The organism is Alkalihalophilus pseudofirmus, from assembly GCF_029094545.1.
In the GTDB taxonomy this organism is placed as follows: Bacteria; Bacillota; Bacilli; order Bacillales; family Bacillaceae_D; genus Alkalihalophilus; species Alkalihalophilus pseudofirmus.
The window spans coordinates 3,581,078-3,595,359 of sequence record NZ_CP117835.1 but is presented as its reverse complement, the minus strand read 5'-3'; the positions used below and the strand labels follow the sequence as shown (position 1 = coordinate 3,595,359).

At 43.6% G+C, this 14,282-nt stretch carries 12 protein-coding genes; 8 read left to right on the top strand and 4 right to left on the bottom strand.

Translation table 11 applies throughout. The features are described 5' to 3' along the window. Positions 1-142 precede the first annotated feature (142 nt). Together cspD and hpf are read left to right on the top strand one after the other, a co-directional pair. Entirely contained in the window at positions 143-340 is a 198-nt protein-coding gene (cspD, locus tag PQ478_RS18915) for a cold-shock protein CspD (protein WP_034634086.1), read from the top strand. Positions 341-695: 355 nt separating this feature from the next. Next, positions 696-1,253: a ribosome hibernation-promoting factor, HPF/YfiA family gene (hpf, locus tag PQ478_RS18910; RefSeq protein WP_075684042.1), complete on the top strand. Its 558-nt coding sequence runs from the start codon at positions 696-698 to the stop codon at positions 1,251-1,253. A gap of 206 nt (positions 1,254-1,459) precedes the next feature. Here hpf and PQ478_RS18905 read toward each other — a convergent pair whose 3' ends face one another. The 4 genes from PQ478_RS18905 to dcuS all read right to left on the bottom strand — a co-directional run bounded on the left by PQ478_RS18905 (position 1,460) and on the right by dcuS (position 6,556). After that, the gene (locus PQ478_RS18905; protein WP_289235168.1) at positions 1,460-2,122 is read right to left on the bottom strand and encodes a glycoside hydrolase domain-containing protein; all 663 of its coding nucleotides are present in this window, start codon (positions 2,120-2,122) and stop codon (positions 1,460-1,462) included. Positions 2,123-2,231: 109 nt separating this feature from the next. After that, entirely contained in the window at positions 2,232-3,896 is a 1,665-nt protein-coding gene (locus PQ478_RS18900; RefSeq protein ID WP_289235167.1) for an SLC13 family permease, read from the bottom strand. Positions 3,897-4,218: 322 nt separating this feature from the next. Continuing rightward, the gene (locus PQ478_RS18895) at positions 4,219-4,914 is read right to left on the bottom strand and encodes a response regulator (RefSeq protein WP_289235166.1); all 696 of its coding nucleotides are present in this window, start codon (positions 4,912-4,914) and stop codon (positions 4,219-4,221) included. A gap of 10 nt (positions 4,915-4,924) precedes the next feature. Next, positions 4,925-6,556, bottom strand: coding sequence for a DcuS/MalK family sensor histidine kinase (gene dcuS, locus PQ478_RS18890; protein WP_289235165.1), 1,632 nt, complete (start codon positions 6,554-6,556; stop codon positions 4,925-4,927). A gap of 367 nt (positions 6,557-6,923) precedes the next feature. Here dcuS and secA point away from each other — a divergent pair, with 367 nt between their 5' ends. From secA to ftsX, 6 genes are all read left to right on the top strand, one after another. Next, positions 6,924-9,443 carry a preprotein translocase subunit SecA gene (gene secA / locus PQ478_RS18885; RefSeq protein ID WP_289235164.1) on the top strand — a complete coding sequence of 840 codons (2,520 nt, stop codon included), beginning with the start codon at positions 6,924-6,926 and terminating at the stop codon, positions 9,441-9,443. Between the two features lie 106 nt (positions 9,444-9,549). Next, positions 9,550-10,654, top strand: a protein-coding gene (gene prfB / locus PQ478_RS18880; protein ID WP_289235163.1) for a peptide chain release factor 2 whose coding sequence is annotated in 2 segments (ribosomal slippage) — positions 9,550-9,621 and positions 9,623-10,654 — 1,104 coding nt in all. Because the reading frame shifts where the segments join, the coding sequence is not laid out codon by codon here. 397 nt (positions 10,655-11,051) lie between these two features. Then, on the top strand, positions 11,052-11,924 hold the full coding sequence (locus tag PQ478_RS18875; RefSeq protein WP_022629115.1) for a YitT family protein: 873 nt from the start codon (positions 11,052-11,054) through the stop codon (positions 11,922-11,924). A gap of 85 nt (positions 11,925-12,009) precedes the next feature. Further along, entirely contained in the window at positions 12,010-12,375 is a 366-nt protein-coding gene (locus PQ478_RS18870) for a c-type cytochrome (protein ID WP_289235162.1), read from the top strand. Between the two features lie 295 nt (positions 12,376-12,670). Continuing rightward, positions 12,671-13,357, top strand: coding sequence for a cell division ATP-binding protein FtsE (gene ftsE, locus PQ478_RS18865; protein WP_289235161.1), 687 nt, complete (start codon positions 12,671-12,673; stop codon positions 13,355-13,357). Continuing rightward, positions 13,347-14,240: a permease-like cell division protein FtsX gene (ftsX, locus tag PQ478_RS18860; protein WP_022629112.1), complete on the top strand. Its 894-nt coding sequence runs from the start codon at positions 13,347-13,349 to the stop codon at positions 14,238-14,240. Before ftsE ends, ftsX begins: the two co-directional genes overlap by 11 nt. The last annotated feature ends 42 nt before the right edge of the window (positions 14,241-14,282 follow it).

Below are 14,282 nucleotides of genomic sequence, written 5' to 3'. Positions count from 1 at the left end.
TATTTTAGTATTGTATTTTCTAAATTTACTATTTTTTCTGTAAATTAAAGATGAAACCGTTTGACAACAGAATCTGACGCTGCTATAGTAAAAGTGTGGAAATTATTCCACATGAATTAAGTTACGAAGGGAATGTGAAAACATGCAAGGAAAAGTAAAATGGTTTAATGCAGAAAAAGGTTTCGGTTTTATCGAGCGTGAAGATGGAGACGACGTATTCGTACACTTCTCAGCTATCAATTCTGATGGATTCAAGTCTCTAGACGAAGGTCAAGACGTTGAGTTTGAAATTGTTGAAGGTGCTCGCGGACCTCAAGCTGCAAACGTAGTTAAGCTTTAATTCACATTCCTGGGCAGGAAATGAACTATAGCTATAACGATTCAACCCATTCCGGTTTCGGGATGGGTTTTTACTTTTTCAAGATAGCTTATCCCATTGTTTTCAATCACGTTTGTCGAATGAGGGAAGTTTTGGTATGTGTGTGTGGATCAATTTTGGAAATGTTATAGATGTGGCAAGTTCTTGCGTAGAAAGGTTTCTGCGCCATGGGATTGGTGGGGTACTTGCGTTATGTGAACACCGTATGAACGGCTATGTAGAATGTTGTCACATTATTAAATCTTTTTAAAGGTTTAAGAAGGAATAGATAAAGGGTATGTAGAATATTAAGTACATAGAAAAGGAGGAGTTCTTTATGAATTATAATATTCGTGGCGAAAACATCGAAGTAACTCCAGCATTACGCGACTATGTTGAGAAAAAGGTTGGGAAGCTCGAGCGTTATTTTGACACTACCCCTGTAGCGGATGTCAATGTACGCATGCAGGTGTTAAATAACCAGCATATTATTGAGATTACAATCCCAATGCCGCAGCTCTTACTACGTGGTGAGGAAACTCATACCGACATGTATGCTGCTATTGATAATGTGATTGAAAAGCTTGAAAGACAAATCCGCAAGCACAAAACAAAGGTAAACCGTAAGTTCCGTCAAGAAGGAAGCTTAAAATATATGTTCAAGAATGAGTTAGAGCCTCTTGAGCAGGAAGAAGTCGAGCCGGATGATGATGAAATCGAAGTGGTTCGTAAAAAGCGCTTTAACTTAAAGCCGATGGATGCAGAAGAAGCGATTTTACAAATGGATATGTTAGGCCATAATTTCTTCGTCTTCTCAAATGCAGTAAATGGCGATACAAGCGTTGTCTACCGTCGTAAAGACGGTAAGTACGGCTTAATTGAGCCAGAAGCTTAAAATAACGTGAAAAGGAGTGCAGCTCACCAGCTGTGCTCCTTTGTTTTGTGTATGGGGTGGGGGAGGAGATTGCGTCTGTCTGGCTGGTTATTGGATGGATTGCTTGTGCTATTGCGTCGGTTGCCGGCAGATATGCGTGAGTCTAAGCTTGGACTGCGCTGGTTGGGTGATTAAATGCGCTTATTAGGTCCTAATTGCGTTAATCTCTACCCTAGGGCCTCGTATAGCCTTGTTTCCATTAAGACGGTATCAATTGGACAGTTTTCTGAGTCGCGGCCGTATTGCCATGCCCAAACATTGGCATCACAATCCGGTCTGGCTGGATTATAGCGCGGAATTCGGTTTTTAGGCGTTGTGCCGGGCTCTGGCTCCGCGCTTAAGATGACTGCTTGCTGGCGGATGCTCTCGCTTGCTTCAGACGCATTACAATACGCTTCATTAAAACCGCCTTCTACCGGATCGCCGAAAAAGCCTGGACGGTAAGGACTCGTGTAAAACGCTTCGGACCAAGCAATCAGCCATGCTGGATCCACATTGAAGAAGTTTTTAATATTAGCGAAAATGAAGCTGCCTTCTAAAATACCGAGCCGTCTTGCTTGGAAGATCGCATTTCGAGCGGCCACTGCTCCGGCACGTTCGCCGACTGCTTCACTGAAATTATTGTAGATCGGCATAATCTTTATCCCTTGATCGCGGATAAAGCGTATCTCTTCAGGAGTCAGACCGTCACTTACATTTTCAATCGTGGTTAGGTAGCGGCCCCAAAAGTCAGGCTGTCCGTACGAGGAGGTGACGCACTCATACAGCTCTTGTGTGACAGCTGCGGCCGAGTCCACCCCCCAATTGATACTGCGTTGATTTCGATACATATGATGACCTCCTTCTTAATCACCACGATATGCAAGGGGTGCCAAGTTGGAAGGATGTCTAAATGAAAAAAGAGGAAATCGCCTAGAAAAGGTGATTTCCTCTTTGTACTTATAAACTGAATCCAGCTGGTACTACATTTAGATCAATGCCCCAGAATAGCGGCACCATGAAGTACACGGCAAGGACGATAAGGAAGGCAGCAATCAAGTTAATTAAGAACCCGACTCGTACCATCTCGATGATTTTTAATTTACCCGTACCGAAAATGATTGCATTTGGCGGTGTACCAACCGGAAGCATGAATGCACAGTTAGCAGCCATCGCACAAGGAATCATAAGGGCAAATGGGTGAATATTTAACGCAAGTGCAAGCGACGCAACAACTGGAATGATCATTGTCGCTGTTGCTGTGTTTGATGTGATCTCTGTTAAGAATAGAACGAACAGCGCTGTTGCAGCAATCATGACGATTAGGTGTAAGCCGTCAAGCACTGTCAGCTGCGTACCCATCCAATCAGATAAACCCGTTTCTCTAAATCCAGCAGCAATTGCAAGACCGCCACCGAATAGAAGAAGCACGCCCCAAGGAATATCACGAGAATCTTTCCATTCTAAAATACGAGAACCAAATTTACGTGAAGTTGGAATGACAAACAGCATAACAGCTGCTAATACGGCAATCATACCATCACGTAATTCAGGAACAAGATCGACCCAGATGAATTCGCGGGAGATCCACATGAATGCGGCAAATGTGAAGACAGCAGCCACTGCTTTTTCTTCAAATGACGTTTTTCCAAGCTTCGTACGTTCGTTTTGAATTAAGTTTTTGCCTCCAGGAAGACCTTTAATGCTCATCTTAAATGCCATGCGTCCAAGGTACATCCACGCAATGACTAATAGAAGAATAACAACAGGTACCCCGACCAACATCCATCGTGCAAATGAAATTTCAACATCAAATAATTGCTGTGCTTGTGCTGCTAAAATAATATTTGGCGGCGTCCCGATTAATGTACCAAGACCACCGATTGTACCGGCATAACCTACACCAAAGATCAGCGCTTTTTCAAATTTCGGCAAGTCGCGCTCTTCAGGCTTTCCTTTAAGAGCTGCTGCTACCTGAGCCGTGATAGCAAGTCCCATCGGCACCATCATCATAACGGCTGCCGTATTCGATACCCACATTGATAAAAACGCTGTTGCAATCATAAATCCAAGTAAAATACGTTGTGTGCTTGTTCCGATAAAAGCGATAATCGCTAGAGCCATACGCTTGTGGAGGTTCCATTTTTCCATCGCCGTGGCAATAAAGAAACCACCTAGGAATAAGAAAATGATATCGTCGCCATATGCAGATGTTACGGTCCCCCCATCAAGTGCGCCGGTAATTGGCAGTAAGAATATCGGCAGGATCGACGTTGCCGGAATTGGAATCGCCTCGGTGATCCACCATGTGGCTACCCATAACGTTATTGCAAGAACAGCTCTTGCTTCAAAGCTTAATCCTTCCGGAGAGAAGAATAAGATCGTAAGTAAAAAGAGTGCCGGACCTAGGACCAGGCCGATCATTTGTGCTTTTGAATAGGATTTTTTTGGTTCGTTATCATTATAACCCGGCTGCATTGACTGCCCTTCACGTGAGCTTGTGGCGCTTGCATGTGCAGCTTTTGCAGCTGATCCTTTTTGATAGGAAAAGACATTGAGTAGTTTTTTCGTTTGACGGTGTGAGTGCCATAGGCCGTTCCAAACATTCGCTACCATATTTTTCATGTTTAAAGCCTCCCTCTCTTGAAAGCGGTTTCTTTCTTTATATTCTGAATCATTTGAGTCTTATCGTACAGTTTTAGAAACTATTATGCAGGGTTTTGTAACTAAAGAAAGTGAGATTAAGTAGGTGTGTTCCAATATTTGTTAGTATTTGCTGAAATAATTGAAAGATTTGCTAGAAAAGTCACCTAGTTTGCTAGAATAAATGACGCCTTTGCTAAAAAACACAACAAATTTGCTAAAAAAACCCCTGCTGAGTGCTCAGTCCTCCCGCATAAAACAACGCACCAAACTAAAAAACTGCCGCAAACACGGCAGTTCCCGTTTATTTCTCTTCCTTTAACACACTCACAATATAATCATAGCCTTGGTTGGTCAGCTTATATTGATGCAGCGGGCGCCCGGTGCGCTGATAATCGACATCGAACAGGAGAATATCGGAGTTTGTTAAATATTGAAGGTACTTACGCAAAGATACTCGGGATATCCCGGTTGCTTCTACTAGATCATTGGTTGAGAACCAGTCGCTATGCTTATTAATTTCCCGCAGCACGCGTATGTACGTTTCTTTTGTGATTCCTTTTGGCAAGGGGAGGTCGGCTTTTGGGACATCTTTATTTGAATTGCCTTTTGTTAAAAATAAACGATCAACCTCTTCTTGCTGGATGGCTTCTTTTTTCATATCTTGAAAGGTCTGCTTATAGCGCAAGAGCGCATCTTGAAAACGATCAAATTCAAATGGCTTAATTAAATAGTCCACCGCACCAAAACGGAGGGCGGTTTGAATCGAGCCGCGGTCATTGGCGGAGGAGACGACGATCACATCGACCGGATGATTCTCGCGCCGCAGTTCCATTAATAGATCCAGCCCGTTCTCATTCGTCATATATACATCTAGTAAAATTAAATCAACAGCTTCTTCGTTTAAATAGGTCCAGCCTTCCTCGATGCCGCGCGCGACGCCAACAAGCTTAAACTCTGGAATTCTTTCAACGAAGATCGCATTAAACTTAGCTACCATCGGGTCATCTTCAATAATGAGTACTCGTATCATGATTGGTGTAGGGAATGCGTGCCTTAAACGTCATTCCTTCTCCTTTCTGTGAATCAATTTCAAGCTCTCCGTTTGTACGGCGGATTGCTTCATTAATTAGATACATGCCATAGCCGCGGTCGCCGCTTTTTGTCGTTTGCTTTTTCTCCAGCCAATTTCTCGGATGGTCTTCATCAAGCCCCGGTCCGTTATCTTCTACGGTCCATTCCAAGTAACCATCTTCGGAATAGGAAACGTCAATATACAATTCCTGCACATCTTGCTCTTTGATCGCTTCATAGGCGTTATCGAGCGAGTTGCCGATGACGGTAATTAAGGAATCAAGGACCTCAGCTTGTCTAATCGAAGGCCACGGCATCTCACCGCATAAATCAACTTCGACGCCTTGCTCTTCTAGGAAACTTAATTTGTTTAGAAGGTAGCCTGCTAAGACAGGATCCTTCACGTAGTCTGAGATCCAGCCGACATCTTTTTGATAGAAGTCAGAGATCGTTTGAATGTAAGATTGCAGCTCATCATAAGACTCGGTAAAAACCATCGCCGAGATAACATGAAGTTTATTCATAAATTCATGGGTGTGGCTGCGCAGTGTTTCAGCATATGTTTTCGCACCGGATAATTGCTCTAGCATCATTGTCAGTTCTGTTTTATCACGGAAGGTAGCCAAAGCGCCGACTAATCGGCCGGACGTTTTAACAGGGACATGATTAATGACTATATCGAGCTTATTCAGTTTTTCCGCTTGGTCTAATTTCATCTCTTTATGGACTAATACTTCATGCAGGCGTGAGTTAGGCATGTAGGATGCGACATGCTGTCCTAAAGGGTTACCCTTAAGCCCGGCACGTTCAAACATGCTGAGTGCGGCGCGGTTTGCAACCACAATCACCCCTTTTTCATCAATCGCAATAATCCCTTCCCGAACAGAAGCGAGCATTGCCTCGCGTTCTTTAAGCAGCTGTGATATTTCACTCGGTTCAAGTCCGTTTAAGACATTTTTAATCTTCTGGGCTAAAAACAGGGCCCCGATCAATCCAGCTAATAAACCGAGAATAAGGCCGTAAATGATGCTTGTTTGACCTTCAATGATCGTTGAGCGGATCTGGCTTTGCAAAATACCGGTAGAGACAACGCCGATTTGTTCATCTCCGTCATAGACCGGTACGAAGGCACGCATTGATTCTCCTAATGTTCCTTCGGCAACCGACGTATAGGATTCGCCTTGCAAGGCACGGTCCTCATCACCGCCGACAAATCTCTCACCTATTAATTCTTCATTTGGGTGTGAAAGCCGGATACTGTTCATGTCCATGACGACAATATAATGTACATCTGTCAGGTCTTGAACCTCTTTTGTAAAGGCTTGTACAGAACCATCTTGATCCCCGTTTCGCAGGCCGTAAATGACATCTGGAGTCTGCCCGATGGTGGCCGCGATGGTCCGTGCTTTCTCTTCAAGTGTCCGCTCGCTGCGCTGGGCTGTATCATAAGCAACGAGAAGGCCGGTTAAAAGCAGTGAACTAACGACCACTATCGATACTAATAGGATGATGAGTGTTCGCAGTTGGTACGGTTTCTCCTTTTTAAAATAGCTAAGCGGGTTCTTCATCAGAATTTCCTCATTTTTTTTACAATTTCCTTTACTATATCAAATGAAAGCGTTCAAGAAAATGAGTTTATTCCGTATATTGGGTGCAGGGAACCAAAATTAGAAGCTTGGTGAATAACAAGAAAGGCTAAGGTTCAGTAAAGGCTGAAGTAATCTCTCACTATTTAATAAAGTTTTACTTGATCAACGAGTCATGCTGTCGATTCACTGACTGTAAGGCGGGTTCGTGTCGACATCTTCTAGGCACCGTAGCGGTAATTACCTTGTAAGGGCAGATTTAACCTGTTAAAATTGAGCATATGCGAGATAAAGCTTCACGTTCATAGAAAGTTGTTGTTATGAGCTGAATGAAGAGAGGGCGAATTCAATGCTAGGACTACTTAAAAAAGTCATCGGTGATCCAAGTCAGCGTCAAGTAAAGAAAAACGAAAAGATCGTGGACCAAATTGATGCGCTAGCCGATGATATGAAAAAGCTATCAGATGATGGTCTTCAAAAGAAAACGTTTGAATTTAAAGAGCGTCTTGAAAAAGGCGAAAAACTAGATGATTTATTACCAGAAGCCTTCGCAACCGTTCGCGAAGCTTCAACACGTGTCCTTCGTATGACACCTTACCGCGTCCAGCTATTAGGCGGTATTGCACTGCATCAAGGAAATATTTCAGAAATGAAAACAGGGGAAGGTAAAACATTAGTTGGAACACTCCCTGTTTATTTAAATGCGTTAACAGGAAAAGGCGTTCATGTTGTGACCGTCAATGAATACTTAGCTCGCCGTGACTGCGAAACGATGGGTGAGTTATACCGTTTCTTAGGGCTGACTGTCGGGCTGAATGAATCGGGTCTTACAAAAGAAGAAAAAGCAGAAGCGTATCGTGCAGATATTACGTACAGCACAAACAACGAGCTAGGCTTTGATTATCTTCGTGACAACATGGTTCTCTATAAAGAGCAGATGGTACAGCGTCCGCTTCACTTTGCTCTTGTCGATGAGGTTGACTCGATCTTAGTCGATGAAGCAAGAACACCGTTAATTATTTCTGGATCAGTTGAACGTTCAACCCAGCTGTACACGCAGGCAAACTCATTTATCCGCGTGTTAAAGGCAGAGGAAGATTACACGTTTGATGAAAAAACAAAAGCGGTTCAGCTGACAGAAGAAGGGGTTTCAAAAGCAGAGCGTGCGTTTGGAATCGAGAACTTATATGATCAGAAGCATGTTCAGTTAAACCACCATTTAAATCAATCATTAAAAGCACATGTCGTTATGCAGCGTGACGGGGACTATGTGGTGGAAGACGGTGAAGTGGTGATTGTTGACCAATTCACAGGCCGTCTGATGAAAGGCCGCCGCTATAGTGATGGTCTTCACCAAGCGATTGAAGCAAAAGAAGGCATGCAGATCCAGCGCGAGAGCATGACACTTGCTTCAATTACATTCCAAAACTACTTCCGTATGTATGAGAAGCTTGCCGGTATGACTGGTACTGCGAAGACGGAAGAAGAAGAATTCCGCAACATTTACGGCATGGACGTTATGGTGATTCCAACCAACAAACCAATTGCCCGTATTGATAAGCCGGATCTTATCTATAAGACGATGGAAGCGAAGTTTAGAGCGGTTGTTAACGAAATTGAAGAAATCCATAAAAAGGGACAACCTGTACTGGTTGGTACTGTAAGCGTTGAGACATCTGAACTTGTTTCAAAGCTTTTAAATAAACGCCGTGTACCGCATCATGTATTAAATGCGAAAAACCATGAGCGTGAGGCTGAAATTATCGAGGGCGCAGGTCAACAAGGTGCAGTAACGATCGCAACGAACATGGCCGGCCGTGGTACAGATATTAAACTAGGCGAAGGTGTACGCGAGCTTGGCGGTCTTCATGTTTTAGGTACAGAACGCCATGAGAGTCGTCGTATTGATAACCAGCTTCGTGGTCGTGCCGGTCGTCAAGGGGACCCTGGTTCATCTCAATTCTATTTATCAATGGAAGATGAATTAATGCGCCGCTTCGGTTCTGATAATATGCGTTCTATGATGGAGCGTCTTGGCATGGAAGAGGATCAGCCAATTGAAAGCCGTCTTGTTTCACGTGCGGTTGAAACGGCTCAAAAACGAGTAGAGGGTAACAACTTCGATGCTCGTAAGCAGATCCTTCAATATGATGATGTAATGCGTGAGCAGCGTGAGATCATTTACAAGCAGCGTATGGAAGTACTTGAGTCTGACAACCTGCGTAAAATTGTGGAGACGATGATTAAGGATGTCATTGATCGCACAGTCCGTCTGCACACACCTGAGAATGAAGTGCCAGAGGATTGGGATCTTATGGCGATCGTCAACTATATGAATGCAAACCTTCTTCAAGAGGGCGAGCTTGAAGAGAAAGATATTAAAGGCTTAGATCCAGAGGAAATGGTTGAGGCTATTACGGAGAAAGTGATTGCTCGCTACAATGAAAAAGAAGAGCAGTTCACACCTGAACATATGCGTGAGTTCGAGAAAGTTATTATGCTCCGCACGGTTGACCGTAAATGGATGAACCATATTGACCAAATGGATCAGCTGCGCCAAGGGATCCACCTGCGTGCATACGGGCAAAACGATCCATTGCGTGAATACCGCTTCGAAGGTTTCGAAATGTTTGAAGCGATGATTGCTTCTATTGAAGAGGAAATCTCAATGTACATCATGAAGGCACAAGTGCAGCAGAACCTTGAGCGTCAAAAAGTAGCTGAAGGAAAAGCAGTTCATCAAGATACATCTAAACAAGAACCGAAGAAAAAGAAGCCAATCCGTAAAGGCGAAACGATCGGACGTAACGACGCGTGCATTTGCGGAAGCGGCAAGAAATACAAAAACTGCTGCGGAGCGGGGAAATAACAGCTCTAACGCATAATATAGGTTTGAATGGAGCCCCGCTTATGCGGGCTCCTTTAGCCTTTTCGGCAATGAATTTATGTAGGGAAATAATCAATGAGGTGAGCGTATGGAATTAGTAGAAGTGAAGCAAGAACTAGCAGCAATGGCCAAACGATTAACAGACTTTAGGGGGTCTCTTTGACTTAGAAGCAAAGCAAGAGCGCATGGCTGAGCTTGATGAGTTTATGACTGCCCCGGACTTCTGGGATGATCAAGAGGCTGCACAGACCGTGATCAACGAGTCAAACGGCTTAAAAGAACAAGTAAATGTATTTTTAGAGCTTGAAGAAGAGTATGAGAACCTTGAAGTCTCCTATGAGCTTGTGAAAGAAGAAGCGGATGAAGAGCTTGAAAAAGAACTTGAAGCAGGAGTAAAAGAGTTAATCTCTCGTCTAAATGACTTTGAACTGCAGCTTCTTTTAAGTGAGCCATATGATAAAAATAATGCGATTCTTGAGCTGCACCCAGGTGCTGGAGGTACGGAGTCACAAGACTGGGCATCCATGCTCCTTCGTATGTACACTCGCTGGTCTGAACAGCGCGGCTTTAAAGTCGAAACAATGGATTACCTGCCAGGTGATGAGGCTGGGGTGAAAAGTGTTACACTCCTTATTAAAGGACATAACGCATACGGCTACTTAAAAGCCGAAAAAGGGGTTCACCGCCTCGTCCGTATTTCTCCGTTTGACTCATCAGGACGCCGTCACACATCTTTCGTATCCTGCGAAGTAATGCCGGAGCTTGATGATAATGTGGAAATTGATATCCGCACCGAGGACTTAAAAGTCGATACGTACCGTGCAAGCGGCGCCGGCGGTCAGCATATTAATACAACCGACTCTGCCATCCGTATCACTCACTTGCCGACAAACACAGTTGTTACATGTCAAAGCGAACGCTCACAGATTAAAAACCGTGACCAAGCAATGAAGATGTTAAAGGCGAAGCTTTACCAATTAGAGATTGAAAAGCAGCAGCAAGAGCTTGCCGAAATCCGCGGGGAGCAAAAAGAAATCGGCTGGGGGAGCCAGATCCGATCGTATGTGTTCCATCCATACAGTCTTGTAAAAGACCACCGAACAAACTTCGAGATCGGAAACACAAATGCCGTTATGGACGGCGATTTAGACGGATTTATCAATGCATATTTGCGTTCATCATTGAAGATGTAATCTAGCAGGGAGACTGTTCTTTAGGGAACAGTCTTTTTTGGTGTGGTGCGGGGAGCAGAGCGACGCAATTATAGCTTGAAGCGACGCAATAAAAGGAGACAGCAACGCAATAATTAACACGACCCACGCAATTACAGTTTGAACCGGCGCAATTAACTCGTAATTGCGCCGGTTGAGGAACTTATAGCGTCAGTGTCGGCAGGAATTGCGCCGCTATTTTAGTTATTGTATCAACTGAGCGCTCAGTCTCGAGGTTCTTCTGTTGATGCTCAGTCGGGGCGCGGGTGTTGTGAATCCCTTCACCGCATTAACGAGCTCGCGTTTACAGCATGAGGCCGTGGTGCTATACTACCGTAGGATTTAGGACATACTACGAAGAAAAGAGAGTGGGACAAGCATGGTGAACACAAGAAGACGGCCTGAGCCACGCAGCCGTTTAATGCAAGGAATGATTGATTATACGTATATTTTAGTTGGATCAGCAATCGTGGCATTGGCATTTAACTTATTTTTACTACCTAATAAGATCGCATCAGGCGGAGTGAGCGGGATTAGTACGCTGCTGACGTATACTGTCGGTTTTGAGCCGGCTTATACGCTATGGGCGTTTAATATTCCTTTATTTATTTTAGGGGTGCTGATGCTTGGCGGCTTTAAATACGGTATAAAAACGTTAGTCGGGACGATATTTTTGCCGTTTGTCGTTTTTATTTCAAGGGATTGGTCAGTTGGGATTGAGGATCCTTTACTCGGGGCTTTGTTTGGCGGGATTGGAGTCGGTTTAGGACTCGGGACGGTATTCCGTGCGAATGCGAGTACAGGCGGAACAGATCTTGCAGCTCAAATTTTCAATAAGTACACTGGAGTATCGCTCGGCTTATGTGTATTTGTGATTGACGGCCTGATTGTAGCGACTTCAGCTGTCGTTTTTAGTCTGGAATTAGCACTTTATGCCTTAATTGCATTATTTGTTACAGGAAAAACGATTGATTTAGTGCAAATGGGGGTAGGATATGCAAAGGTAGCTCTTATTATCTCTGATCATCAAGAGGAAGTTCGCCAAAGCATTTTAAAAGATGTCGATCGCGGCGTGACGAAGCTTAGCGGACATGGCGGCTATACGGATGCTGAACGTCCTGTGCTGATGTGTGTGGTCAATCAGCAGGAGGTCACAAAATTGAAACAAATTGTCCGAGCCGTTGATCCAAAAGCGTTTGTCATTGTTACGAATGCCACAGAGGTGCTTGGGGAAGGATTCAAGCGAGCGTAAGGGGTAATAAATCGGCTATAATAATGTGTGATGGGTTTCTACCCAAATCTATCCAATTAGTTCTAACAAAAAGGAGGAAACACAGATGAAAAAGTTTTTATTAGCTCTTGGCGTAGTCGTTGCTCTTACAGCATGTGGCGGCGGAGATGAAGCAGCTCCACCAGTTGACGAGGAGTCTCCAGCAGTAGATGAAGCTCCTACAGATGAGGCTCCAGATGAGGCAACAGCTGGTGATTACGATGCAGAATCAGCTCGTGCTACATATGAGCAAAGCTGTATCGGATGTCACGGCGGCGATCTTCAAGGAGCATCTGGTCCTGGTCTAGAAGGAACGGGCTTGTCAGCTGCTGAAATCGAAGACATCATTCATAACGGGCAAGGTGCAATGCCTGCTCAAAACTTAGAAGATGAAGATGCAGCAAATCTAGCTGCATGGCTTGAAGCTCAATAAGCAATAAGATCTACTCTCATGATGAGGGTAGATCTTTTTTTTGACAAAAATGCGTTAAACCTCTCATCCTTTTTTACAATTATGCTATCTGTTGAAACGAAAATGTAATATAAATGAACATGCACAAGTTTTAATAAATGGTATAATGGGTAAGCGAGCCGACAAGAAAGGCCCGTATTCTACAAAAAGTACAGGCGTCTAGCGCCGTATTATGTTGCTTATGAAAGCAGCGTTCGTAGGAATCATGAAGGTTAACAGACAACATGAGAGACTGAACGCAAGGAAGTGATTAGGTTTGATCGAAATGAAAGATGTTTGGAAAATGTATCCAAACAATGTTTCCGCAATTAATGGCATAAACATAATAATTGATAAAGGTGAATTCGTTTATGTGGTTGGACCCAGCGGTGCTGGTAAATCAACATTCATCAAAATGATGTACCGAGAAGAACGCCCGACAAGAGGCGACATATTTATTGATAAGACGAACTTGTCTACCTTAAAAGAGAAGCAAATTCCACATCTGCGCCGCAGAATTGGTGTAGTGTTTCAAGACTTTAAACTTCTTTCAAGTCTTACAGTCTATGAAAATGTTGCGTTTGCTCTTGAGGTTATTGAAGAAGATCCATCAGTCATTAAGCGCAAGGTGATGGATGTATTAGATATCGTTCGCCTTAAACATAAAGCAAGAGCTCTGCCTGATGAATTATCTGGAGGGGAGCAGCAACGTGCAGCGATTGCACGTGCGATTGTTAACCAGCCGGAAGTTCTTATTGCAGACGAGCCTACAGGGAACCTTGATCCTGATACAGCATGGGAAATTATGGACATCTTAGAAGATATCAATCACCGCGGTACAACCGTTGTGATGGCTACTCATAACAAGGATATCGTAAACACGATCAAAAAGCGTGTTATAGCGATTGAAAATGGACGGGTAGTGCGTGATCAAATAAGGGGGGACTACGGCTATGAAGTTTAGAACCCTCGGACGTCATGTAAAAGAAGGAACGAAAAACCTTGGACGAAACGGCTGGATGACGTTTGCATCGATTAGTGCTGTAACGGTCATGCTGCTTGTTGTAGGAGCGTTCTTACTTTTAATTTTAAATGCCAATAATTTTGCAAGCAGTGTTGAAGATGATGTAGAAATTAGAGCGTACATTGAATTAACGGCAACACCCGAACAACAAGAGGAATTAAGAACTCAAATAGAAAACACTCCAAATGTAGAGAGTGTAACCTTCTTAAGTAAGGATGAAGGTCTCGATCAGTTGATTGACAGCTTAAATGAAGCAGGAAGTGCTTTTGAATCGATTCGAGAGGAAAACCCGCTTAATGATGCATTCATTGTCAGAGCAGCGAGTCCGCAATTAACAGAATCTATTTCTCAGCAAATAGATGAAATGCCTTATGTAGAGTCAACGAATTATGGACAAGATTTTGTTGAGCGCTTGTTCGCTTTTACAGATCTTGCTAGAACCATCGGCGTCATTCTCATTGTCGGGATGATGTTTACAGCGATGTTCTTAATTGCGAACACGATTAAAATTACGATTATCGCACGTAAACGAGAGATCCAAATTATGAAACTAGTAGGGGCAACAAACGGCTTTATCCGCTGGCCTTTCTTTGTAGAAGGACTGCTGTTAGGTGTTGTTGGTTCCTTAATTCCGATTGTCGTATTAGGCTTTGGTTATTCCTATCTTTACTCTGCGTATGGATCACAGTTTGAAACGTTATTTTTCTCACTGTTAACGCCATTCCCGTATATATGGCAAATCGCTGCTCTGTTAGTCGGCATCGGAGCGTTTATCGGTGTATGGGGAAGCGTAATGTCAGTTCGTAAGTTTTTAAAAGTCTAAATAAATGTAATAAAAGGTAGCAGCTTCTTGCTGCTGCCTTAC

Coding starts and splice junctions, on each gene's coding strand:
- cspD (WP_034634086.1), top strand. CDS start 143: ATGCAAGGAAAAGTAAAATGGTTTAATGCAGAAAAAGGTTTCGGTTTT.
- hpf (WP_075684042.1), top strand. CDS start 696: ATGAATTATAATATTCGTGGCGAAAACATCGAAGTAACTCCAGCATTA.
- PQ478_RS18905 (WP_289235168.1), bottom strand. CDS start 2,122: ATGTATCGAAATCAACGCAGTATCAATTGGGGGGTGGACTCGGCCGCA.
- PQ478_RS18900 (WP_289235167.1), bottom strand. CDS start 3,896: ATGAAAAATATGGTAGCGAATGTTTGGAACGGCCTATGGCACTCACAC.
- PQ478_RS18895 (WP_289235166.1), bottom strand. CDS start 4,914: ATGGTAGCTAAGTTTAATGCGATCTTCGTTGAAAGAATTCCAGAGTTT.
- dcuS (WP_289235165.1), bottom strand. CDS start 6,556: ATGAAGAACCCGCTTAGCTATTTTAAAAAGGAGAAACCGTACCAACTG.
- secA (WP_289235164.1), top strand. CDS start 6,924: ATGCTAGGACTACTTAAAAAAGTCATCGGTGATCCAAGTCAGCGTCAA.
- PQ478_RS18875 (WP_022629115.1), top strand. CDS start 11,052: ATGGTGAACACAAGAAGACGGCCTGAGCCACGCAGCCGTTTAATGCAA.
- PQ478_RS18870 (WP_289235162.1), top strand. CDS start 12,010: ATGAAAAAGTTTTTATTAGCTCTTGGCGTAGTCGTTGCTCTTACAGCA.
- ftsX (WP_022629112.1), top strand. CDS start 13,347: ATGAAGTTTAGAACCCTCGGACGTCATGTAAAAGAAGGAACGAAAAAC.